Here is a 24046-nt window from a genome sequence, read left to right as displayed (position 1 = left end):
TCTTAAGCTAATTACTAACGAGTTAGTAATTAAGCCTCAACTGTTGCAAGAGCTGCATTAAATGTAGCACTTGGACGCATTACAGCATTTACTTTAGTTGGGTCGATAGCGTAGTAACCGCCGATGTCCGCTGGTTTACCTTGTACTTGAGCAAGTTCAGCAACAATCTTCTCTTCATTTTCAGCTAAAGCTTTAGCAAGAGGAGCAAATTTAGCTTTCAACTCAGCATCTTCGTTCTGAGCAGCAAGCGCTTCAGCCCAGTAAAGTGACAAGTAGAAGTGGCTGCCACGGTTATCGATTTCACCAGTACGACGTGATGGAGACTTGTCATTGTCAAGCAATTTACCAGTCGCTTCATCAAGTGTCTTCGCAAGTAACTTAGCACGAGCATTATTTTCTTTAATGCCCATTTCTTCTAAAGATACTGCAAGCGCAAGGAACTCACCAAGTGAATCCCAACGTAAGTGGTTTTCTTCAACAAGTTGTTGTACGTGTTTTGGCGCTGAACCACCTGCACCAGTTTCGTACATACCACCACCCGCCATTAGCGGAACGATAGACAACATTTTTGCAGAAGTACCAAGTTCCATAATTGGGAACAAGTCAGTTAAGTAGTCACGTAAGATGTTACCAGTCACAGAAATCGTGTCTAGGCCACGTACTACGCGCTCAAGTGTGTAACGCATTGCACGTACTTGAGACATGATTTGGATATCAAGACCAGTCGTATCATGATCTTTTAAGTACTTTTGTACTTTCTTGATCAATTCATTTTCGTGTGGACGGTACGGGTCAAGCCAGAAGATTGCAGGCATGCCTGAGTTACGTGCACGAGTTACTGCAAGTTTAACCCAGTCACGAATCGGAGCATCTTTAACCTGACACATACGCCAGATATCGCCTTCTTCAACATTTTGAGTCAATAACACTTCACCAGTGTCAAGATCGGTAATGTTTGCAATACCAGCTTCTGAAATCTCAAAAGTCTTATCGTGAGAACCGTATTCTTCAGCTTTTTGAGCCATCAAACCAACGTTTGGTACTGTACCCATAGTCTTCGGATCGAAGTTACCATGCCACTTACAGAAGTTGATCATTTCTTGGTAAATACGGGCAAATGTTGATTCTGGCATAACAGCTTTAGCATCATACTGCTTACCATCAGCACCCCACATTTTACCACCGGCACGGATCATTGCTGGCATAGAAGCATCAACGATGATGTCGTTTGGTGAGTGGAAGTTTGTGATGCCTTTTGCTGAGTCAACCATTGCAAGTGCAGGACGGTGTTCTTGACAAGCATGCAAGTCTTCAATGATTTCTTCACGCAACGAAGTTGGAAGAGTTTCGATTTTCTCGTACAACCCAGCCATACCGTTATTAACGTTAATGCCTAATTCGTCAAATAACTTACCGTGCTTTTCAAAAGCTTCTTTATAGTAAATTTTCACACAGTGACCGAAAACGATCGGGTGTGAAACTTTCATCATTGTCGCTTTTACGTGTAAAGAGAATAAAATTCCCGCTTCTTTACAATCATCAAGTTCTTTTTCATAGAAATCACAAAGTGCTTTCTTGCTCATGAACATTGAATCAATGATTTCACCTTCTTGAAGCGCAACTTTTGGCTTAAGAACAATGCTCTTACCACTATTCGTGATAAGTTCCATTTTCACATTACGTGCGCGATCAAGTGTCATTGATTTTTCACCATGGTAGAAGTCACCTTCTTCCATATGTGAAACGTGAGTTTGTGACCACTGTTTCCACTCGCTCATTGAATGAGGGTGTTTTTTCGCATAGTTTTTAACTGCTGCTGGAGCACGGCGGTCAGAGTTACCTTCACGAAGGACAGGGTTTACTGCTGAACCAAGGCACTTACCATAACGAGCTTTGATTGATTTTTCTTCTTCAGTCGTTGGATTTTCCGGATAATCAGGAATTGCGTAACCTTTTGATTGAAGCTCTTTAATACATGCAGTTAATTGCGCAACAGACGCACTAATGTTCGGGAGTTTGATAATGTTTGTATCTGGATCTTGTGTAAGACGACCTAGCTCTGCAAGGTTGTCGGATACCTTTTGCTCTTCACTTAGGTAATCAGCGAATTCTGCGAGCACACGTGCAGCTACAGAGATGTCACTTTTAATAATCTCGATGCCAGCTGGCTTGGTAAAGGTCTCAATGATCGGCAGTAGCGAATAGGTCGCCAATAATGGCGCCTCATCAGTCAGTGTGTAAATAATAGTTGACTTTTCACCAGCCATATATAGCCCCTTCCGTTTGATTGAGTGTTGAGGACCGAGCTTGTGGCCCAGTGCCTACGAACCGATATGCTTAAATAAAACCCTGAGAGTATCGGCTCTCATTGTCTTCCAGTCAACGAAATATCCAGTGATAACGACATTTCGCAGCGAAATAATACATAATTTAAATCTATTGATAATATTCCTATACCCAACTTTAAGTAATACATAATTCATCATTACTTTTTTATGGACTGAATACGATTAAATTACATGAGATATCTTTCAGAGTTCTGACAATTATTATACTTTTCATTCAAAACAAACTCAAAGATAAAACGGATTTCATCTTTTAGTAGCACTTAAAAATAAAAAACCGATGTACAAAACATCGGTTTTTTATAAACTATTTAACTGTTATTTAAGCTTTTAACCATTTTTCAATTTTAGCCTGATCTTCAATAATAAGTTCAACTTCAGTTAAATCAGATGTAGCACACTCAACCTCAAAAGATAGTAACTCATCGCGACGGAAAGCAAACACGGTATAAATACCGCCCTGCTTTGCATACTTCTCAACAAGTTTAGTGGTCGCTTTTAAACCATCAATTGCAATAATTACATCATTGGCAGAAATACCTGCTTTAACTGCTGCGCTATCACGGCGAGTACTTTGCACGAGTACACCTTCAGGCTTATCAACAAGTTTCAAACCAAGTGGCAAAGATTTGTCAGTTTTAACTCTATAACTTAAGCCAAACTCAGGGAACAGTTGATCAAGTGGCAATTCATCAGTGGTATTAATCAAATGATTAATTTGTTCAATCCAGCTATCACCCGTCAGTTCTTTACATAAATCAAAAATGGTTCTTTCGTTTACTTGCATACCATTTTGAGTGTTTTCATATAACCGACGCATTAAAGCATCAAGACTAGAACCCCGTAGACGTAAACCTAAATCTAGACATAATGCTACAAGCGAACCTTTATTGTAGTAACTAGTGCCCGCATTATTCGAGTTTTCATCTTGGCGATAAAATTTAATCCACGCGTCAAAACTTGACTCTGCAACTGTTTGAACAAAACGACCTGGGTTTTGCAAATAACGGTCAATTTGTGCTTTGAGTAAATCAAGATAAGACTTCTGAGAAATTACGCCACTACGTAATAAAATCAGGTCATCGTAATATGAAGTAAAGCCTTCAAATATCCAAAGTAAAGAAGTATAGCCTTCTTGATGCAAATTATAGTTTGCAAAGTTTTCTGGGCGGATAAACTTGACTAACCATGAATGAAAATATTCATGACTACATAAGCCTAAAAAGCGTTGATAATCTTTAGAAGGTTCAGTTGGTTCATTCGACTTTGGCAAATCATCACGCGGTGTAATCAAGCTTGTGCTATTGCAATGCTCTAATCCACCATAACTATTACCTGTTGCCATGGTCATAAAGGTATAGTTTTTAAATGGTGCCGAACCGAACATATTTATTTCAGCTGCACAAATCTTTTCAATATCGGCTTTTAGGCGATCAATATTGGTATTGTGCGAGCCAGAAATTACGAACTCATGTTCAATGCCGTTCGTCTCAAAACTAAAGCGTGTTTGATCAGCCAATTCAAATGGACTATCAATGAGTTGATCATAATTATCTGCTTTTAAAGTAAATCGACCTTTAACTAAGCTTTTTGAAGCTAAGCCTGTTGCTAACTGAAAATGCTTTAATTCATCTGGCAAGAAAACTTCGACTTCACAAGCGGACTGCTCCTGCCCCTCTAAAGCCAAACATACACACGCAGGATTAATATATAGACGAGTCTGGTCTACATACGCACCACGGACAGACAAATCATATGCATATACATCATATTCAATCGTCATTAATTCGTGGTCTGTATTAAATAAACGCCAGCGATTCTTGCTCGTTTTTTTAATGTCCAGTAGACGTCCAGCTTCATCATAAGCTTTAACGGATTCAATATGTTTTGAGAACTCTCGAATTAGATAACTACCCGGAATCCACGTTGGTAACCAAAGTTCCTGATTCGGGTTGGCTAAAAAACGAATTGTCACGTGAACGAGGTGCTGTTTGTAATCATCGAACTCAATTTGATAATGCAACATAAATTCTTCAATTTAAAAATAAGAACGGCTTCACATTAGATTATCACTTTTTTGTATCGTCTTGCGTAGATGTATTTTTTGGCAACAATTCCCACTAGCCTTCCACGAAAAAAAGGCATAGCATGCTGTGCATCTGTGTCCCGTATTTGCCAGTGAAAGTTAAGGTCATCCGTGAAATTTTTTCTATCTCTTTTTACCCTCTTTAGTATTTTTTGTACTACCCTAACCAATGCTGCATTACTCAATATTGCACCTGAAAGTGTTGAAGCTGCTGCATGGACTATTGTAGATACTCAATCGGGTCAAATCATTGCTGAGCATAATAGCCATGTTCAACGTGCACCAGCATCTTTAACCAAAATGATGGTTGCATACATTGCCCTAAAAGAGATTAAAGCTGGAAAACTGAAAAAAGAAGAAATCATTACTGCAACTCCAGTGGTTAGTGTTGTGCAATGGGATGAATCACAAATGTATCTTAAAGCTGGTGAACAGATTTCAATTGATCAGTTATTGGCAGGTTTAATCGTAATGTCTGCTAATGATGCAGCCGTGACTTTAGCTGAAAAAATCTCTGGTGATGTTCCTCACTTCGTGCAACGTATGAATCAGGAAGCTCAAGCTTTGGGTATGAAAGATACTCATTTTAGTAATCCTGCCGGAATTACGATGCCTGATCATTTCACTACAGCACACGACCTTAGCCTATTAAGTCAGGCGTTAATTAAACAAACTCCTGAATATTTGCATTATTCAAAAATGCCAAGCTTTAGCTATAACCAACGCTTCCATCATGCGACAAACCTTGCGCTCAAATATGATCCATATGTAGATGGCCTTAAAACGGGATATACCAAAGCAGCAGGTTATAACTTGGCACTCACAGCTTCACGTCCTTCATTCTCATCTGACTTAACTCAAAGACGTTTATTAGTCATTGTTTTAGGTACACCGAGTGCTGTAAAACGCGCTGAGATTGCGGATAAATTAATGAATCTTGCTTACGCCTATACACGTGATGAAGTGATTATTCCTGAGCAGAAATTAATTGCTGAACTACCTGTTGTAAAGTCGACTTTAAAAATGTTTAAGGTTGAAACAAAGCAACCAACAATTGTAACGACATCTTTATATGCAGACCCCGCACCAATTGACCTAAATACTTTTGATAATGCAACCCAACGCGTTCAAGTACTCGATAGTAACCAACAGCTCAAGGTGATTGCTCCACTTGAAACGACTCAAACACATGTAAACATTGAGCTCAATGAAAAACAATTAACTGCGCCATTAATGAAAGTCGTAAGTTTGGCAACAGTATCGATTTATCAAAATAATCAACTGATCCGTAGTCTTCAAATCGAAGATAACGTACATATTGAAGAAGCCAATATTTTCCAAAAAATCGCAATGTGGTTTTCTAGCCTCTTCTCTATTTTTTCATCAAGTGAACATAGTGCTGCAAAACTCTACCCTGTAGATTCGCACTAAAAACATCAAATTGTGCACAGACGCACAATAAATTTTATAAATAAAAGATGGCATAATTTAGCCATCTTTTTTTATAGAAAAATAATTAGGTGAAAAAATGACCCAAAATTTACATCATATTGTAATTGTTGGTGGTGGTGCTGGCGGCTTAGAACTGGCCACACAACTCGGTGAAACTTTTGGGAAAAATCGTAAAGCAAAGATTACATTGGTTGACCAAAACCTTACCCATATTTGGAAACCATTGCTTCACGAAATTGCTGCTGGTTCTTTAAATCCCCACGAAGAACAAACTAACTATTTTGCGCACTCAGAAAAACATCATTACGAATTTGTGCTTGGAACATTAGTTGGGGTTAATAAAGATAAAAAATTAATTGAATTAATGCCCCCTCAAGTGTCTAAGGATCAACAGAATCATTCGCAAGAACTAAGTTATGACACACTTATTTTAGCGCTTGGTTCTGTATCAAATGACTTTAATACAGCAGGTGTGCGTGAAAACTGCCATTTCCTTGATAGCAGAAAGCAAGCCGATATTTTCCAGCAAGATTTATTACATCTTTATATTGAAGCTCAAAATCAACCCAATCAACGAACTCTAAATATTGGAATTGTTGGTGCGGGAGCAACAGGTGTGGAGCTGGCAGCTGAGTTAATTGAAACAACTAAAAACTTTTATCGATATGGTTTAAAGAAGATTCATCCAAACCAAGTCAAAATTACACTAATTGAAGCTTCTGAGCGTATTTTACCTGCTCTAAGCGATAAAACTGCTGAACACAGTGCTGGACAACTCAAAAAAATGGGTGTTGAAATTTTAACTCAACACCGCGTTGAAAAAATTGATGAACATTGCATCTACTTTAGCAATGGCAACCAACTCAAAAGTGATATTACCGTTTGGGCCGCAGGCGTAAAAGCACCGAAGATATTAGAAAGTTTTACCGATTTTAAACGCGATAATATTAACCGCCTGATGGTCTATGCAACCTTGCAAACCTATTCTGATCCAAATGTATTTGCGTTTGGTGACTGTGCTCATTGTCAACTTGATGCAAGACATCCTCCACTTGGTCCACGTGCTCAAGTTGCAAGCCAACAGGCCAGCTTCTTAGTCGATGCTATGGCTGCTCGACTAAATGGCCGATCACAGCCGATGTTTACATTTAACGACAAAGGTTCTCTCGTGTCTTTAAGTCGTCATAAAGCCGTTGGAGAATTACTTGGTGATGTCAGCGTACAAGGCTATATTGCGAAAACAATGTATGTCTCTTTATATCGTTTACATCAAGCAACGATTCACGGATATACTCAGGCTGGACTACTCACAATGAAAGATTTACTTACAAGACGTGTACGTCCAAAAATTAAGCTGTATTAAGTTGAATTTTTTAAGTTCGTCCCTATTTATATAAAAACGCATCAGAAAAAGTGCCAAAGATTAAGATTTTGTAGTCTACAAAATTTATTTTTCACTTTATGATGTACGCTTCAATTGATTGAATGGATCAAAAACATGACTGCTATTGCAAATAACCACGTGGTTTCATTCCACTACAAATTAACAAACGCTGAGGGTGAAACACTTGATCAATCTCAAGGTGAACCACTTGCCTATTTGCACGGTGCAGGCAATATCATTCCTGGTTTAGAAAATGCATTAACAGGTAAAACTGTTGGTGAAAAATTCACTGTTAACGTTCCAGCTGCTGAAGGTTATGGCGAATACAACCCAGACCTAGTACAAGAAGTTCCAGCTCAAATGTTCCAAGGTGTTGAGAACATTCAACCTGGTATGCAATTCCAAGCTCAAACAGATGACGGCGTACAGATCGTTACTGTTAAAGCGGTTGAAGGCGACAACGTTGTTGTTGATGCTAACTTCCCACTTGCTGGTCAAGATTTAACTTTTGAAGTTGAAATCGTAGAAATCCGTGATGCTTCTCAAGAAGAATTAGATCACGGTCACGTACACGGTGCTGGTGGTCATCACCACTAATTCATCTTTAAAGATGATAAGAGCAAAGCTTCGGCTTTGCTTTTTTTATGTATTTATTTTTATATAATATTTTGATAATAATTCTTTAACTCACCTCACTCTATAAGGGCCAATTTTCATGTCAAACGTAAATCAGCTAATTTGGTTTCGTCAAGATTTGAGAGTTCGAGACCATGCTGCTTTATGGCATGCCTCTCAACAAGGGCCTTGTATTGGGTTAATTATTTTATCGCCTGAACAATGGCAAACACACCACGACGCACCTATAAAAATTAATTTCTATTTACGTCAGCTTCAACAGCTCAAAAAAGAATTAGAACAGCTTAACATTCCACTTATTATCCAAGTCATTCCTTACTGGAAAGATATCGCTGATTATATTGGTGAACTTAGCACTCAACTTAATATTGAAAATGTCTATTCAAATATAGAGATCGGCGTTAATGAACTAAAAAGAGATAAAACTGTACAAGATTTTTTAAATCAACAAGGTAAAGAGCTCTTTTTATTCCATGACCGTACGATTTTTCCTTTATGCTCTATTCGCAATCAGTCACAGCAGCCCTATCAGGTTTTCGGTGCATTCAAAAAAGCATGTTATTCAAAATTGGATATCAGTGGTTTACCTCAATGCTATCCAATTCCTGAAAAGCAAAGTAGCTATCCAGCGTCTTTTTCAAAAATAAACAGCTTAACTCTAGAAGATATTGAAGCTTTTTTTGATCCTTCTGTTTCTAAAGAGCAACAAGGCTTATGGCCAGCTGGAGAAAATTTTGCTCTAGAGCAGCTCGACATATTTATTAAAGATCGTTTATCTGATTATAAATTAGAACGTGACTTTCCCAATGTAAGAGGAACTAGCCAACTTTCCCCCTACTTAAACATTGGGATTTTGTCTATCCGCCAGTGCCTGCAAGCTCTTTTTAGGGCTGAACATGGCAACTTTCATTTGACAAATGAAGGCCAGCAGACTTGGTTAGATGAACTCATTTGGCGAGAATTTTATCAACATATTTTATTTGATTTCCCCCATGTTTCAAAACATATTCCGTTTAAAAAAGACACTCAGAAAATTAAGTGGAGTCACAATCCAGAGCACCTAACCGCATGGCAAACGGGCCAGACAGGTATACCAATTATTGATGCTGGAATGCGTCAACTTTTAAAAACTGGCTGGATGCATAATCGTGTACGCATGATTACAGCCATGTTTTTATGTAAAAACTTGCTCATCGATTGGCGAGTAGGTGAACAATGGTTTATGGAGCATTTAATCGATGGGGATTTAGCAGCAAATAATGGGGGTTGGCAATGGTGTGCTTCTACTGGAACTGATGCTGTACCTTACTTTAGAATTTTTAACCCTATTGCTCAATCAAAGAAATTTGATCCAAATGGAGATTATATTCGTCAATGGGTAGATGAATTAGCTCATCTAGACAATAAAGCTATTCATGAGCCCTACTCGACTACAACGAATATTCAGTTAAATTATCCAAAACCAATAGTTGATTTAAAGGAAACCCGCCTTAAAGCAATTGAAACTTTCAAGAGTATTTAGATAAGAGTTACGTCTTATCTGTTTATTTTTAATTAAAAAATAAGAACAATATTTGACTAAATAGTGACATTGATCTACAAATAAACATAATAGTTACTTAAAAAGGCCATAAACAACAATAACTTCGCAATGTCTCACGTTTAGTAATAAAAGTATAAAAAAATTAACATTACAAGAAGGTAGCCATAGCTCGCATGCAACAGCAACAAAAGAACCCTGGAAGAACACTCGTCTTATGGATTATCGCAGCTCATCTATTTATGGGCATAGTGGCGTATGAGTGGTTGCCTGTAAGTTTTAGAGGAAGCTGGATCTTTATTCTTATTCTTTTAATTTCTGGAGCTTTTTTACAAGTTGGCGCATCTTTAATTGTGGGCTTAGTCGCTTTTATCGGTGTTGCAGTATATTTTCTACTCGACTTAGGAGCTCAGACACATATTGAACGTCAGCTTCTTTTACTTTTTATTATTCCCCTCATTCCTCTTTTTCTGAGTGCTGTTCGCCATAATATTGAAATTAACGTTCAAAAATACCGCGATATTCAAAGTTATGACCGTAATTATCGCCGTGATATTTTCCCGCTTAGTGCACTCAAGTATTTCCAACGTAGTTTCTTTAAGCTTCTTGATCATCATCACATACAAGACTATGAAGTCTTTGAAATTAGAATTCTCAACCGAAGCTTAATTAAAGAAATGTTAGGCGACGATGTGTGGAAAACCACTCAAAATGAGATGATCAAAATTTTGAGTCAGCATCATCCACAAGAAATCGTTTTCCAGTTTGCTGATGATGATCTCGAAACTATATACAGTATTGTAATTCGCAAGCAAAAAATGGATGAAGAGCCTGATTTCATTAAAAAGCTTAGAGAAATTATGACCTTGCGGCTTGAAGTGGAATATAAAATTATTCAAATTCCACCTGAAGAGGAGACGACTTAATGTCTAATCTTCTTAATATTTGTGGAATTATTATTGCCTCTAGCCAATATCCCGATGCTACGTTACAACAGTTTTATCGGCAATATTATCATTGTGAAATTAAAAGGGAATACACCAAAACAGAAGTTCAAAGCACAGACGATCTTTCCATGTTTTTCCCTTATCAAGACACATGGTGGCCTGTCTTTACAATTGACCAGATCAGTTCAGATAGTTTTCAAGAGCTGATTCATAAAGGAATAAAACCCGGCATTATATTGCCAGATGAAGTTTTCAGTTTTTCTCATTATTTCTTGCTCAAAGAGGCAGTCAGCCAAGGTGCGATTCCAATTGCACTTTATAAATCAGAGCAGCCTCAATATTTTGCGGCTAAAGCCACATTTTCGACCGCAATTGGTTTACGGCCTATGGCTGCATTTGTCTCAACAGGTTGGGATGAAAACTTAATTTCACAGACCCCTGGTAGCTATATTATTCAATTTAATCCGTCACAGCTTCCTCTCCCCTCTAGAGAGATTAAGCAAAAACAGCATTTATTTTATTCGGCTAAACCTTTTAATAGTCATATTTCTGGCTATGAAATTATTATTAATCCTCCTGCCGATCTACCCACAACAAATATTCGGTATCCTCAACTGGGAATATCATGGAAATTTAATAAGATTAATTACATAAGTACGCCTGAAGAAGTAGAGACTAGTCTTATTGGCTATATTTTCATTGGGTTAAGTACCGTTGTAGTTCCACTCGATCTAATTCTCACGAGTACCTACCCAGACCTCCTTGGTACGTTTGGTAGCTATATTTCATGGATCTCCTTAGTAGTTGGGTTGATTTTATTGGTATTGCTCATCTCGTCTATTATTAGGAGGGTTAAATCAAATGGCTCCCATTGATATTCTCTTCTTATTTGGCTTTTTAGGGATTTGGATTCCACAAGCATTTTGGGCGTGGTTAAGTTATCAAGCTTGGAAATATTCAAAAACAGCTGAAAAAGAGCTACAAAACCTTCCTATACCAGAAAGATGGCCTGTTTTGAGTGTCTTGATCCCTGCCTATAATGAAGGGGTTGTGATTGAAGATACTTTGCATGCAATTGCTCAACAAGATTACCCAGCCGAAGCATATGAAGTTTTACTTATTAATGATGGTTCAAAGGATAACACCTTAGAAATCGCCGAAAATTTGGCAAAAATTTATCCTTGCATAAAGATTGTTAATGTTCCTAAAGGAATGGGTGGTAAAGGTAAATCTAGAACGCTTAATAATGGCCTCCCCCATGCTAGAGGCGAATTGATTGTTGTTTATGATGCAGATAGTACGCCTGAACCCGACTGTGTCCGCTTGCTAGCTCAAACTCTGCTTGCCGATAAAAAATTAGTAGCCGTTAATGGAAAAGTAAGAACACGTAATTGGCAAGATAGTATTTTGACCCGATTTATCGCAATTGAGTTCATCTTTTTCCAATGGATTTTCCAAGGCGGTCGTTGGCAACGTTTTGAATTATCAACATTGATGGGTACTAACTATGTGATTTGGCGTGATGCTTTAGAAACCTTAGGTGGTTTCGATGAAAAGTCATTGGTCGATGACACTGAAATGAGTTTTAGGATTTTTATCGGCCAAAAACGAATTAAATGGGTGCCCTATGCGATTGGTTGGCAGCAAGACCCCCCATCTCTGAGTGTATTTGTGAAACAGCGCTCACGTTGGACACAAGGTAATTTTTATGTAACTCGTAAATATTTGCCCGTAGCATTAAGAACGCCTTTTCCTATAGGAATTGAAATTCTAAATAACATTATGTGCTACATACTTTTTGTACCCGCTTTATTCTGGAGTCATATCACGTTAACCCTTGGGTTGCTTGATATAGCAGGTATTTCAGTTCCGGGTCCATTTACCACGTTGTGGGGACTCTCATTTTGCTTATATGTTGCACAAATGTGGTTTACCCTTTCACTCGAAAAAGTAAAACCAGAACTCTACTTTTATTCAGTTCTATCTTACGTAAGTTACTCACAAGTTTTTCTATTCATTGTATTTAAAGCCGCATATGACATGCTTAAAAATAAAATACAGGGTAATTCCCTTCAATGGTACAAAACGGAACGTAGCAAGGAGAAAAAATAAATGAAAAAGACTTTTGATCTCTACAACACAGCTCAAGTGCTCCTTGCCAGCACCAGTCTTATGCTCGCCATGTCTGCTCATGCTTACACATGGAAATTGGACGACATTAGTACTTCTACTAAATACACAGTCGAGCCTCATTTTTTCTATATTGGCAAAGGTGCCCAGTGGCAAAACATTCAATTTTCAAGTGATTATTCCACTGAAAGTGATACAACTTTACTTGTAAAATATGATGATAAACTCATTTATAACACTACGCTAAGTGGTGATGGTCAATTCAAATTTGATATTCCAGTAAGTCAAAGTGGTTTCCACCGTTTAGATTTTATTATTCAACAATATGCAAAACCGACTACGCTTAATCAAACCAAAGAAACCTTTTGTACAGAAGATATTGATCACCTAACGTATTTAAGCAATTCCCAACTCGACTTTACGCCTGTTCGTAATGAGTATCGCTTAAAAGATTTGCCAGATGCTTTATATAACCCACAAGCGAGACGACCTACTCCATTTGTTGGCATTTTAAAATATAATCGTAAAGAGATTATAGAAGCGTCTATGCTCGCTAGATTAGCAAGTTCATGGACTTCAATAACACCCGTTGAATGGGTTGATTCAGGACAAACCAATTTAAATCCTGAAACAAACTTTATTATTGAAGTTATTCACTCACCAACACCATTAAAAGGCGGAGCATTAGTACAAATCGCGAAACCTGTAGAAGGTGTGCCGACTCTAACAATTACCTATCACACTCAACAAGATTTAACGAGCGCAGTAAACGGGCTAATTAATCCTTCTTATGTGCAACAACTTAGTACAGGAAGCGCAATTTTTCCAAATGCGATATCTAACCCGACCTGGGCTCAATTTAAAAAAATAGATACTCTTGCTGATTTGGGAATTGAAGATTTCAGATTAAATCATGCTGAAAAAAACTTATTCCTTGACTTCCCTTCAGTATGGCAACCAACAGATATCTTGCAAGGGCAAATTGCACTTCGTATTCAAAGTGGTTTATTACAAGGTTCCAATATTACAGCTTGGATTGATGGTGGGCTCGCAGGAAGTATGAAAACGGCGGATCTTGCTTCAGACCCAGTAAACCGTCAATTCAATATTTTTGCAAAAGCCATTTCTAATACGACAAATTTTAGTCTAAAGCTTGAAAACTCAGTAATTGCCAATTCCCAATGTTTACCTAACGCGCATGGTTCACTCTGGATTGATACAGCCAAGTCTACTGTAAAGCTTCCCCACAAACTTAAAAATGGTGTAGCTGCAATTTCAATGACTTTAGCAACGACTCCTACAATTGCGATTGATGATCAATCTGGTGCATTAAATATTGCTATTGTCTTAGGTCAAACCGCGAAAAAAATGCTTTTAACACCAGCACCCATGCCTCTCAACCTAGTCCGTTATTCACCGAGTGCGCCTCAATCCATAAATGTCCGTGTGAATAAAGATATTTATCAACAACAGGTGTTAATGCATCAGGATATTATCTATGCACCTGCTGCGCAGAATGGTTTCATTGTTAGTTATAACAATAATCGCTTTGATGTAATTACCGACTCAGAGGGTGGCGCACAAACTTTTATGCATCTTTGGGAAAAGATCCAACATAAGATTCCAAACAACGTAACAAAAATGCTGGTTTCAGAAAATGGGAATATTTATGTTTTACAAAAACTCATTGTCGGAAATCAAAAGGCTCCTTTAATCCAGCAGTCTTCTTTCTTCTTACTAGTTGTGATTATCTCTGCAATTATGATAATAATTATCTTCTTGTGGTACTGGTTAAGACGAAATAATGAGAAAACAGATACCAATTAAAATAGTTGCATTTATTATTTTAATTATATGTAGTGTCATTGGATATGCGGGGCTTTTCAAACATCAAGGTCAAGCCCCTCATATTGAAGGCATTTTCTGGCAACCTGACAATAACACGACTCCTCCAGAAGGAAATTGGCACTACTTAGGTGTCGATACATTTGTTCCTCAATGGTCTGTTGTTGAATCTAAATCTTGGTGGAAAGAATCAAATTTTCCTCAATGGGAAAAAGCCATTAATTTAGAAAAGATTAAACAAGAACCTTGGGCAAAAAATCTCATATTGGGCTTAGCAGGTGAATATAATGAACCTAAAGCTCGGGCTAATGTCATTGAATTAGGCGAAAAATCTGCCCAAATTATAAAAGAGCAAAAAACAGCGTTTAAAGGCTATTACTTTCCAGTAGAAGCAGATCCAACTTGGCTACGAGTCAGTGCTTTAGGTCATGTGTTATCGAAGCTTCCTTCACCAGTCTGGGTGAGTATTTATAGTGGCGAAACTGAGCCTGAAAATTATGATTTATGGGTTAAAAGCTGGCTGCCTGACCATACGGGAGTTTTTTTCCAAGATGGTGTTGGCGTAGGCGTTCGATCACCTAAACAGGCCAAACATATTTTAGATCAGCTTGAACATAAACTTGGAAAAGACAAAGTAATTATAGTATTAGAAGCTTTTAGAGTGAAAAAGAATGGGCAATTTAGAGCCGCGTATCCTTGGGAAATTATTTCTCAGCTAAAAGCATATGAAGGTAAAACTGTTTATATTTTTGATGGCCCTCATTACATGAGCCGCTGGTGCGTCAATATTGTGAGCGTGTGGTATCGCCTCACTTATGGTGGTATTCCTACCACCATAAATCGAATCAAACACTAACCTTAATTCTTAGAAATCCTTATAAAAAACGAGTTCTACTCGAGTATTGTTGTAATGATCTTTCGTATTTACTGGCACATCTTTAAAGTAATTGCCATATAGTCGTTCAACACGTAGTTTTATTGGTTGATAATTAAAAGGCTGCCATGAAATACCTGGGCCATATTCAAATAAATTATTGTAATATTCATCTTTACTGTCAGCTAAGCCATGCAATTTCATATACGCCTGTACAGTGCCCGTTTTCCCCTTATAGACATTCAAACCCGTACGTAATCGCAAGTCACCAATAACGTTATAATCTTCTCTAGAATAAGTTGCTGCGTTGCCATATAAATCAGTGAAGTAATCATTAAAACAAAGTGACTGATTACAACTATTTTGAGAGTACCACTCTTGATAACCTGCTACCCCACCCACAACACTTTCACGAAATTTATCTCTATTTCGATCAATCAGATCATAGCTTCCACCTACTTCTAAATACATGCGCACAGGTATAAACGTCCAAGGTTGATAATTAGCGCCTACACCTAGAGTTACTGCATTTTCATCAATAATTTCAGGTCGCACACCACCTTGAGATTGAGTATCGCGGTTTAGATTTAAAAAGCCATACACCTGCGCTCGACCATTATCGAGGTTCTTGCCATAACGAGCTTTAAGTGGGAAAATTACATCGTCGTAACGTGATTCATATGAAGGTGCAAAATACACATCACGGAAATAAGTTTTGACCTCTCCTCCACTCAGATTTTTTACAGCCTGTGTCGCTTTATTGGCAATATCCGCATCTTTAGATTGCGTAAGTTCCTTAAAAACCACCAAAGCCTCTTTGTTATTTTTTTGAGAATTCAGTAGATAAGCTTCTTGGAGTTTTAAATTATCATCTGCTGGATCTAATGCCTCTGCTTTTCTTAGACTTTGCAAAGCAGCATCTTGTTTCCCTAACCTAATCTGTAAATAAGTTAAGCTTTTCCAAACTTTAATATCTTGTGGCGTCATCTCTCCAAGTTCTAATAATAACTTCTCGGCATTTTCAGGTTGAGTCTTTTCAATTTTATAAAATTGATCCCACTTATCATAAATTGGATTGCCTGGTTTATATTCTTGATTAACAATCTCTTGCGCAAAACTAGTCTCAATACTTAAGAGGCCTAAAGCTGGACAGATTGAACCAATAACGATAAAGGAACGGGTTATAGATTTTATTGTTTTGCTATTCATTGGGACCTCTAGAGTAAAATAGATAGAATGCTTGCGTAGCAATCAAATTAAAATTTAATCAATAAGTATGATAATTAAACCCATAAATGATACTGTTTATATAAGTAGATGAGTTCTTTAAATTGTTCATTTTATCTCCTTTAATATTATGTTTTAAAAAAGTTCTTATCTGTTTGTTTTTCCTATAATGACACATTTTTTAATCGTATTATTGTAAATAATCTTATAGGATAAGATAAAAATTTATAACTACAAATAGGGGAAAACATGTCCTTTTCTCAGCATCCAGAACATCATTTTATTCACCGCTCAGGTTGGTTAAGGGCGGCCGTTTTAGGGGCAAATGATGGAATTATTTCTGTTACCAGTCTAATCATGGGAATGGCTGCAAGTGGAGCCTCTGCTCATACACTTCTTATTGCATGTATTGCTGGTTTAATTTCCGGTGCAACCTCTATGGCTGCAGGAGAATATATTTCAGTAAAATCACAAGAAGATATTGAAAAAGCCGACTTAAAATTTGAAGAACAAGAACTTAAAAAGCATCCGCAGCGTGAACTGGACGAACTCACCCAAATTTATATATCCAGAGGCTTAGCACCTGACTTAGCCCTACAAGTTGCTACTGAACTTACAAATCATGATGCATTAGGGGCTCACGCGCGTGATGAAATAGGTATTCATGAAAATACCGCAGCAAATCCTATTCAAGCCGCATTAGCTTCAGCTGGCTCATTTTCATTTGGGGCATTGTTTCCTATGCTGGCTATTTTACTCAGTCCAGATATATGGATCGAAAAAACAGTCTTAATATTTGGCATTATTTCATTAGCCTTTTTAGGAGCACTATCAAGTCATTTCGCAGGTACTTCCAAGCTTAAAGGGAGTCTACGTATTACCTTGTGGGGAATTTTAGCGATGGGTTTTTCAAGCTGGATCGGCTCTTTATTTCATGTTGCTCCACTTTAAAAAATCAGAACTTGTCAATGTTTAAGAACTAAATATTTAAAAACTAAATGCCCAATATTATTTGCTCTTGGTTCGGTTTTCACGCTATGGTGAATAGAAAGAAATGAGGTGAATAAAATGGACCTATTACAACAACTTGAAATTAAACATCCAATTTTTCTTGCCCCTATGGCAGGTGTATCTACACCTGAACTTGCAGCAGAAGTTTCTAATCAGGGTGGTATTGGGTCCTTAGGTCTGGGTGCAAATACGGCGCAAAGTGCACGTGAACAGATTTTAAAAACCCAAACACTTACAGAAAAATCATTTCAGGTTAATTTTTTCTGTCATCAACCCGAACAACTTAACCTTCAAACTTCTGCTCAGTGGATTGAATATTTACGCCCACAATTTGAAAAGTTCGGAGAACAGCCTCCTCAAAACTTAAACTGTATTTATCCAAGTTTTCTTGATAACGATGATTTTCTAAATGTCGTATTAGAAACCAAACCTAAAGCGGTCAGTTTTCATTTTGGCATTCCCCATCGCCATCAAATTCAAGCATTAAAAGATGCCGGAATTATTACGATGGTGTCTGCTACCAATTTAGTTGAAGCACAAGCCATTGAAGCGGCTGGTATAGATATTATTATTGCTCAAGGGATTGAAGCAGGCGGACATCGTGGAATCTTTAATAAAACCTTTGATGCAGCAATTAAAACGAGCGATTTAGTACACCTTATTGTCAAGCATTGCAAACAGCCTGTGGTAGCCGCAGGCGGTATTATGAATGGAGCTCAGGCACGACATATGTTGAGCTTAGGAGCTGCTGCTGTTCAACTCGGAACAGCATTTGTTCAATGCCATACATCAAATGCATCTGCCGAGTATCGTAAAGCTTTATTTAATGAACCTGTAACACAAATCAGCGCCAGTCTTTCTGGGCGTCCAGCCCGTGGCCTGCTCAACCATTGGCACACACAAATTGATTTACCCAATCGCCCTCCTCAACCCGAATATCCATATGCATACGATCTAGCCAAGCAATTAAATGCCATTGCAAGCAAGAATAAAGACTATGGCTTCGGTGCTTTTTGGGCGGGTAGTAATGTCTCTCAAATACGAGAGCTAGATGCTGCTGATCTGGTTAACCAGTTAGTTGTAGAAATGCTAGAAGATGAGTAAATCTTAAAAAGCCAGTAATCATATACTGGCTTTCTATTTAATGGGTTTCTAGTAAGTTAACCTGCTCAACCTGAACATCACTCATCAAATTGCCTTCAGCTAATAACTGATTAAAATAGTTTTCGACCACTAATGCTTGTTCAGCAGTGCTTTCAACTTTATACATATTTTGGCGAAATTCGTTACTTGAGCGTAAACCTTTTGTGTACCAAGCAATGTGTTTGCGGGCAATACGGCAGCCAGAGTATTCACCATAAAATTGATAAAGTTCTGATAAATGTCCTAGTAACACCTGCTTTACCTCTTCAATATTAGGTGCAGCCAAATGTTCACCAGTTTTTAAATAATGAGCAATTTCACGAAAAATCCATGGTCGACCTTGAGCAGCTCGACCAATCATAATTGCATCTGCCCCTGTATAGTCGAGTACATATTTTGCTTTTTCAGGACTATCAATATCACCGTTCGCAATAAGTGGAATATTGATTAATTCTTTAACATGTTTGATCAAATCATAACGTGCTGTATTTAGATACATGTCTTCGCGAGTACGGCCATGTAAAGCTAGCGCGGCAATCCCCGCTTCTTCTGCCCTTTTTGCTACTCTTAAAATATTTTCCTGACCATTTAAAAAGCCTAAACGGGTTTTCAAAGTCACGGGAACATCAACAGCAGCGACAACTGCATCAAGTATTCGCGCTACCAAGTCCTCATCTTGCAATAACGCTGAACCAGCGAGCTTATTACATACTTTCTTGGCAGGACATCCCATATTGATATCAACAATTTGTGCGCCATTTGCTACTTGATAGCGTGCAGCCTCTGCCAATTGCTCAGGATCAGAGCCTGCAATTTGAGCAGAGATTGGAGCGAGTTCACCATCAAAGTTCGCACGGTAGAGGCTCTTTTTGCTCATCCGCAAAGTTTTATCAGCAGTCATCATTTCACTGACTGCATGGCCTGCGCCAAAATACTTGCAGAGTGTTCTAAATGGACGGTCAGTTACTCCCGCCATAGGAGCAACAATTAAATTATTTGACAGTTGATAGGGACCAATATACATATATATTCATACAATTGATGATCAACATAGTATACTTCATCCGCTTAATCGGCTCATCTTTTTATGCAGGTGCTTTCCTCGCCATGAACAAACCGTTGTCTTCCCGTTTTTTATTAAAATCATTCGGCATGGCTGCCGTATGCATGAGTTTAGCTGCTTGTGGTGATAAAGCTTGGTGGTCAAACAATGATGAGCCTGAACTAGAAAGCCAACAGATTAAACGTCTAATTCCATCACGCGTGCATGACCGTGAGTCATGGGCTAAAGATATTGATGACATTATGGAAGACTTGGATATTCCTAAAACTAAGAAAAATGTCTGTAGTATTGTGGCTGTAGTGGATCAGGAATCTAACTTTGTTGCCAACCCTCAAGTGCCTGGGTTAGGACAAAAGGCAGTTGAAGAAGTTAGTACACGTTTAAATGAAAAATTTGAAGATAAGCTTGGCAAAACCGTTGGTGGAACAATTGCTGGTTACTTTGAAGAAGTTCTAAGAACTCAGCCCTCTCCTGATAACAACTATATGAGTCAAATGCGTAAAGTTAAAACCGAGAAAGAACTCGACTTACTTTACCGAGAAATTTTCGACTTCATGGCTAAACACTATCATGTGAGTGCCTTAACTGGTGCAGCCAAATTGGTTGGTCAAGATATTGGCGAGAAAATGAACCCTATTACGACTTTGGGCTCAATGCAAGTTCATATTAATTATGCGAAAGCCAATAAGCGTTCGAGTATGAGTACTGCTGCGCTCCGCGATGACCTATATACTGAATACGGTGGTTTATATTACGGCATACATCGTTTAATGGTTTATCCGGCAGACTACGATAAAGCCATTTATCGTTTTGCGGATTATAACTCTGGTATGTACTCTAGCCGTAATGCAGCTTTTCAAAAAATGCTAAAAGAACTTACTGATACAGATATAAGCCTTGATGGCGATCTACTTCTTTATACAAAAGATGGCGATCCACGCGCAGCTCAAAGCGAGTCAGAAAAAGAGCTGATTACGGTATTTGCAAAAAATAATGTATTGGTTACACCAAGACAAATTCGTGATGATCTTAAATTAGAAAAAGAGAAAAAGTTTGAAAGTACTCAAACTTATATTGCGCTGACTAAACTTTATAAATCAAAAACTGGCAAAGAACCACTCTATGCAATTATGCCTCAAGTAGTGATTTCTGGGCCTAAATTAAGTCGTGATTATAATACCAATTGGTATGCAACCCGCGTAAACGGACGATATGAAACATGTATGCAACGAGCGAAACGAATAAGACTATAAAAAGTCTCGCCCTGTTCGATTTTGATGGAACCTTGTGTAGTAAAGATAGTTTTACAGGGTTCATCTTTTATGCTTTATCTAAGCGCCACATTGTTAAGCAAGGCTTGAAAATTCTGCCATGGATTCAAGCCTACTATCTTAACTTTTATCCTGCCCATGCTATGCGTGCCAAGTTATTCCGTAGCATGTTTAAAAATACGCCTGCAATTGAATTACAAAAATTAGGTGAAGAATACGCACAAGAGTTAGTCTCTGCGCTTTCGCCTGAAATTTTTGATCAGTTACAACACCATCAATTGCGTGGTGATCAGGTCGTATTAGTTTCAGCTTCAATTGATGTCTATCTTGCTCCACTTTGCAAGTTACTAGATATCGAATTAATTTGTACTGAAACTCAAATTAAAAACGGCATGATGACGGGTTACTATTCCACTCCAGACTGTAGTAGTGAACAAAAGAAGTTAAGAATACATCAGCAATATACGCTACAGCATTACCACCAGATTTATGCTTATGGTAATAGCTCGGAAGACTTAGACATGCTTAGTCTCGCCACACATCCCTATATGGTTGGTGAAGACCGTGTTTTACCTCGTTTAACACCAGAAAAAAAGCTCGCTTAAAGCGAGCTTTTTTATTTGAGTAAAACTTAATAAATTGCCATATGATCACGGTGAATCATTTCAAGTGAACGAGCTTCACCAAGCACTTGATAAACCTTATCTGAGGCTAAGCCTTTAATAATTTCGGCTGATCGTGAGCTAAAGTTCACTCGACCTACCGCAATACGTTTACCTTGTTTATCGACACATTCAACCACATCACCACGATCAAAATGTCCTTCAACATTTTTAACTCCAACAGGGAGCAAACTGCGATGCTTCAATTTAATCGCTTCAACAGCACCATCATCAATCACAAGACGACCTGCTGTTTGTAAATGAGCAGCAAGCCACTGTTGATGAGCAGTCATGCGGTCTTTATCTGTAGTAAACAAAGTGCCTAGCATCTCACCTGCCATCGCACGTGACAGCACATTATCACTTTCGCCACTCGCGATGAGGGTTGGGCAGCCAGATTTAGCAGCTAAACGTGCAGCACGAACTTTAGTGACCATGCCACCTCGCCCGAGCACACCGCCACCGCCGGCCATATCGAATAAATCATCATCCATGGCACGAACAGTAGAGAGTAATTTAGCATCAGGGTTATGACGCGGATCTGAGTCAAACATACCTTGCTGATCGGTTAAAATGATCAGCAATTCTGCGTGAACCTGACCTGCCACCATAGCAGCTAAAGTATCATTATCACCAAAACGGATCTCATCGGTAGACACCGTGTCATTTTCATTAATAACAGGAATCACACGCCAATCAATCAAGTTTTGCAAAGCATCACACGAGTTCAGATAACGACGGCGATCTGCCAAATCATCATGAGTCAATAAAACCTGAGCAGTACGAATACCATGGTTTTCCAGCACACTAGACCAAGTATGAATTAAGCCCATCTGCCCAATTGCTGCACAGGCTTGTAGACTGGGTAGATCGGTGGGTCGACTCGCAAGCTTCATACGGACCATACCTTCTGCTACAGCTCCTGATGACACTAAAATAATCTCGTGTCCGGCATTGTGCAGATCTGCAATCTGTTTCGCCCAATGCGAAATAGCATCTAGATCTAGACCTTGCCCATTAGCTGTAAGTAAAGATGATCCGATTTTAACAACGATTCGTTTACACTCACTGAGCTGACGTTGCCCATCGACCACTTCTATCATGTTTCCCTCGGTTTTCTAGTCACGAACGTAGATGACTTCTACATCATTGTCGTCTTCATCATCGTCAAAATCATCATCATCGTCCATCATGCTTTCGAGACGTTGTGCTCGACGCATTGCACGATATGCTTCTTTTGCCGCAATGGTTTGTTCACGTGTTTCAACTTCTAGTTGTTCACGGAAAGCTCTTACTTCTGCTGCGTATTCAGGATCTTCAACTTCGCGTTCACGTTGTTGTTCAATCTGATCCATCAAGTAATACACAACTTCTTTTGTACCTTCGCTTAATAAGCCCGATGTCTTAAAGACCGGTCCAGTCCACTCTAGTTCATCTAGAATGTGTTGACACCACTCTTCGCGGCTTTCTTCAGCAATCTGATCAAGTTTGTTGAGTACTAAAACAACTGGTAATTTAGCCAAAGTTGGAGAGAACTTAGCCAACTCATTCATAATCGCTTTTGCATTATGTGCTGGATCTGAACCATCAATTGGTTGTACATCAATAATGTGTAAAAGAATACGAGTACGTGCCAAATGTTTAAGGAAGCGAATTCCTAAACCAGCACCTTCTGCTGCACCCTCGATTAACCCAGGAATATCGGCCATTACAAATGAACGATGGCGGTCAGCATCGACCACACCCAAGTTTGGAACCATGGTTGTAAATGGATAATCTGCCACTTTTGGTTTTGCAGCACTTACAGCACGAATGAAAGTAGATTTACCGGCATTTGGCATACCCAGCAAACCAACATCTGCCAATACTTTTAATTCAAGACGAATTTCGCGGAACTCACCTTTTGTACCAGTCGTACATTTACGCGGTGCACGGTTAGTTGATGATTTAAAGTGAGTGTTACCTAAACCACCTTCACCACCACCAGCAACCAGAATTCTTTGGCCGTCTTCAACCAAATCGCCAATAATATCGCCTGAATCTGTATCAACAATTGTTGTACCAACGGGTACTTTTAAAACCACATCTTCACCACCACGTCCAGTACAGTTCGCACCTGCACCGTTTTTTCCACGCTCAGCACGGAATTTACGTGTGTAACGGTAATCGACTAGCGTACTTGTATCATCATCAGCTTGAATATAGATACTTCCACCACGTCCGCCATCACCACCATCTGGGCCACCAAATGGTACAAATTTTTCACGGCGAAAACTGGCTACGCCATTGCCACCGTCGCCAGCCTCTACGGTAATGACTGCTTCATCAACAAAGCGCATCTGCCAATCCTCTAAAAACTCTAAAACCGCCTATTCTGCCATATTTTCATAAAATTCTCGAATAGAAAATGGAACAAATCCATTTATAACG

At 38.6% G+C, this 24046-nt stretch carries 19 protein-coding genes; 13 read left to right on the top strand and 6 right to left on the bottom strand.

Features of this window, described 5'->3' with window-relative positions; all coding sequences use genetic code 11:
- Positions 1-29: 29 nt before the first annotated feature.
- Both RMB06_RS05105 and RMB06_RS05100 read right to left on the bottom strand, forming a co-directional pair.
- Positions 30-2267: an NADP-dependent isocitrate dehydrogenase gene (locus RMB06_RS05105; protein ID WP_002118624.1), complete on the bottom strand. Its 2238-nt coding sequence runs from the start codon at positions 2265-2267 to the stop codon at positions 30-32.
- A 400-nt stretch (positions 2268-2667) separates the two neighbouring features.
- On the bottom strand, positions 2668-4371 hold the full coding sequence (locus RMB06_RS05100; RefSeq protein WP_311078645.1) for a PDZ domain-containing protein: 1704 nt from the start codon (positions 4369-4371) through the stop codon (positions 2668-2670).
- A gap of 171 nt (positions 4372-4542) precedes the next feature.
- Here RMB06_RS05100 and RMB06_RS05095 point away from each other — a divergent pair, with 171 nt between their 5' ends.
- The 9 genes from RMB06_RS05095 (at position 4543) to RMB06_RS05055 (ending at position 15221) form a co-directional block, all read left to right on the top strand.
- On the top strand, positions 4543-5862 hold the full coding sequence (locus RMB06_RS05095; RefSeq protein WP_057070291.1) for a D-alanyl-D-alanine carboxypeptidase PBP6B: 1320 nt from the start codon (positions 4543-4545) through the stop codon (positions 5860-5862).
- A gap of 97 nt (positions 5863-5959) precedes the next feature.
- Positions 5960-7246 (top strand): NAD(P)/FAD-dependent oxidoreductase, encoded by a 1287-nt coding sequence (locus RMB06_RS05090; RefSeq protein WP_311078643.1) that lies wholly within the window; start codon positions 5960-5962, stop codon positions 7244-7246.
- Positions 7247-7381: 135 nt separating this feature from the next.
- Positions 7382-7864 (top strand): peptidylprolyl isomerase, encoded by a 483-nt coding sequence (locus RMB06_RS05085; protein WP_002118581.1) that lies wholly within the window; start codon positions 7382-7384, stop codon positions 7862-7864.
- Positions 7865-7982: 118 nt separating this feature from the next.
- A complete protein-coding gene (locus tag RMB06_RS05080; protein WP_311078640.1) occupies positions 7983-9425 on the top strand; it encodes a deoxyribodipyrimidine photo-lyase in 1443 nt (480 codons plus the stop codon).
- A gap of 194 nt (positions 9426-9619) precedes the next feature.
- Positions 9620-10369 carry a hypothetical protein gene (locus RMB06_RS05075; protein ID WP_311078638.1) on the top strand — a complete coding sequence of 250 codons (750 nt, stop codon included), beginning with the start codon at positions 9620-9622 and terminating at the stop codon, positions 10367-10369.
- Positions 10369-11265 carry a hypothetical protein gene (locus RMB06_RS05070; protein WP_063099368.1) on the top strand — a complete coding sequence of 299 codons (897 nt, stop codon included), beginning with the start codon at positions 10369-10371 and terminating at the stop codon, positions 11263-11265. Before RMB06_RS05075 ends, RMB06_RS05070 begins: the two co-directional genes overlap by 1 nt.
- A complete protein-coding gene (locus RMB06_RS05065; protein WP_005067892.1) occupies positions 11252-12502 on the top strand; it encodes a glycosyltransferase family 2 protein in 1251 nt (416 codons plus the stop codon). Before RMB06_RS05070 ends, RMB06_RS05065 begins: the two co-directional genes overlap by 14 nt.
- Complete coding sequence (locus RMB06_RS05060; protein ID WP_014207346.1) at positions 12503-14347, top strand: hypothetical protein; 1845 nt, start codon at positions 12503-12505, stop codon at positions 14345-14347.
- Entirely contained in the window at positions 14325-15221 is an 897-nt protein-coding gene (locus RMB06_RS05055; RefSeq protein ID WP_311078636.1) for a hypothetical protein, read from the top strand. The genes RMB06_RS05060 and RMB06_RS05055 overlap by 23 nt, the downstream gene beginning before the upstream one ends.
- A gap of 9 nt (positions 15222-15230) precedes the next feature.
- Here the strand turns inward: RMB06_RS05055 and RMB06_RS05050 are convergent, their stop codons facing one another.
- Positions 15231-16448: a hypothetical protein gene (locus RMB06_RS05050; RefSeq protein ID WP_311078635.1), complete on the bottom strand. Its 1218-nt coding sequence runs from the start codon at positions 16446-16448 to the stop codon at positions 15231-15233.
- Positions 16449-16715: 267 nt separating this feature from the next.
- On the opposite strand from RMB06_RS05050, the gene RMB06_RS05045 reads away from it, so the two are divergent.
- Together RMB06_RS05045 and RMB06_RS05040 are read left to right on the top strand one after the other, a co-directional pair.
- Complete coding sequence (locus RMB06_RS05045; RefSeq protein ID WP_311078634.1) at positions 16716-17417, top strand: VIT family protein; 702 nt, start codon at positions 16716-16718, stop codon at positions 17415-17417.
- A 117-nt stretch (positions 17418-17534) separates the two neighbouring features.
- On the top strand, positions 17535-18581 hold the full coding sequence (locus RMB06_RS05040) for a nitronate monooxygenase (RefSeq protein ID WP_311078633.1): 1047 nt from the start codon (positions 17535-17537) through the stop codon (positions 18579-18581).
- A 37-nt stretch (positions 18582-18618) separates the two neighbouring features.
- Here RMB06_RS05040 and dusB read toward each other — a convergent pair whose 3' ends face one another.
- Positions 18619-19644 carry a tRNA dihydrouridine synthase DusB gene (gene dusB / locus RMB06_RS05035; protein ID WP_039759557.1) on the bottom strand — a complete coding sequence of 342 codons (1026 nt, stop codon included), beginning with the start codon at positions 19642-19644 and terminating at the stop codon, positions 18619-18621.
- A gap of 83 nt (positions 19645-19727) precedes the next feature.
- Between dusB and RMB06_RS05030 the strand changes: the two genes are divergently transcribed.
- Both RMB06_RS05030 and RMB06_RS05025 read left to right on the top strand, forming a co-directional pair.
- Positions 19728-20936: a DUF1615 domain-containing protein gene (locus RMB06_RS05030; RefSeq protein WP_311078630.1), complete on the top strand. Its 1209-nt coding sequence runs from the start codon at positions 19728-19730 to the stop codon at positions 20934-20936.
- Positions 20903-21559, top strand: a complete 657-nt coding sequence (locus tag RMB06_RS05025) for an HAD-IB family hydrolase (protein ID WP_311078628.1) — start codon at positions 20903-20905, stop codon at positions 21557-21559. The genes RMB06_RS05030 and RMB06_RS05025 overlap by 34 nt, the downstream gene beginning before the upstream one ends.
- Before the next feature lie 26 nt (positions 21560-21585).
- Here the strand turns inward: RMB06_RS05025 and proB are convergent, their stop codons facing one another.
- Together proB and cgtA are read right to left on the bottom strand one after the other, a co-directional pair.
- Positions 21586-22719, bottom strand: a complete 1134-nt coding sequence (gene proB, locus RMB06_RS05020; protein WP_002118789.1) for a glutamate 5-kinase — start codon at positions 22717-22719, stop codon at positions 21586-21588.
- 15 nt (positions 22720-22734) lie between these two features.
- Positions 22735-23955, bottom strand: coding sequence for an Obg family GTPase CgtA (gene cgtA / locus RMB06_RS05015; RefSeq protein WP_002118576.1), 1221 nt, complete (start codon positions 23953-23955; stop codon positions 22735-22737).
- Positions 23956-24046 lie beyond the last annotated feature (91 nt).

The organism is Acinetobacter sp. V104_13 (genome assembly GCF_031798995.1).
Classification (GTDB): domain Bacteria; phylum Pseudomonadota; class Gammaproteobacteria; order Pseudomonadales; family Moraxellaceae; genus Acinetobacter; species Acinetobacter pittii.
The sequence above is the reverse complement of the archived record's forward strand: the minus strand, read 5'-3'. Positions and strand labels throughout refer to the sequence as shown.

Coding starts and splice junctions, on each gene's coding strand:
- RMB06_RS05100 (WP_311078645.1), bottom strand. CDS start 4,371: ATGTTGCATTATCAAATTGAGTTCGATGATTACAAACAGCACCTCGTT.
- cgtA (WP_002118576.1), bottom strand. CDS start 23,955: ATGCGCTTTGTTGATGAAGCAGTCATTACCGTAGAGGCTGGCGACGGT.
- RMB06_RS05050 (WP_311078635.1), bottom strand. CDS start 16,448: ATGAATAGCAAAACAATAAAATCTATAACCCGTTCCTTTATCGTTATT.
- RMB06_RS05065 (WP_005067892.1), top strand. CDS start 11,252: ATGGCTCCCATTGATATTCTCTTCTTATTTGGCTTTTTAGGGATTTGG.
- RMB06_RS05090 (WP_311078643.1), top strand. CDS start 5,960: ATGACCCAAAATTTACATCATATTGTAATTGTTGGTGGTGGTGCTGGC.
- RMB06_RS05060 (WP_014207346.1), top strand. CDS start 12,503: ATGAAAAAGACTTTTGATCTCTACAACACAGCTCAAGTGCTCCTTGCC.
- RMB06_RS05045 (WP_311078634.1), top strand. CDS start 16,716: ATGTCCTTTTCTCAGCATCCAGAACATCATTTTATTCACCGCTCAGGT.
- RMB06_RS05030 (WP_311078630.1), top strand. CDS start 19,728: ATGAACAAACCGTTGTCTTCCCGTTTTTTATTAAAATCATTCGGCATG.
- dusB (WP_039759557.1), bottom strand. CDS start 19,644: ATGTATATTGGTCCCTATCAACTGTCAAATAATTTAATTGTTGCTCCT.
- RMB06_RS05075 (WP_311078638.1), top strand. CDS start 9,620: ATGCAACAGCAACAAAAGAACCCTGGAAGAACACTCGTCTTATGGATT.
- RMB06_RS05040 (WP_311078633.1), top strand. CDS start 17,535: ATGGACCTATTACAACAACTTGAAATTAAACATCCAATTTTTCTTGCC.
- RMB06_RS05025 (WP_311078628.1), top strand. CDS start 20,903: ATGTATGCAACGAGCGAAACGAATAAGACTATAAAAAGTCTCGCCCTG.
- RMB06_RS05080 (WP_311078640.1), top strand. CDS start 7,983: ATGTCAAACGTAAATCAGCTAATTTGGTTTCGTCAAGATTTGAGAGTT.
- RMB06_RS05105 (WP_002118624.1), bottom strand. CDS start 2,267: ATGGCTGGTGAAAAGTCAACTATTATTTACACACTGACTGATGAGGCG.
- RMB06_RS05055 (WP_311078636.1), top strand. CDS start 14,325: ATGAGAAAACAGATACCAATTAAAATAGTTGCATTTATTATTTTAATT.
- proB (WP_002118789.1), bottom strand. CDS start 22,719: ATGATAGAAGTGGTCGATGGGCAACGTCAGCTCAGTGAGTGTAAACGA.
- RMB06_RS05085 (WP_002118581.1), top strand. CDS start 7,382: ATGACTGCTATTGCAAATAACCACGTGGTTTCATTCCACTACAAATTA.
- RMB06_RS05070 (WP_063099368.1), top strand. CDS start 10,369: ATGTCTAATCTTCTTAATATTTGTGGAATTATTATTGCCTCTAGCCAA.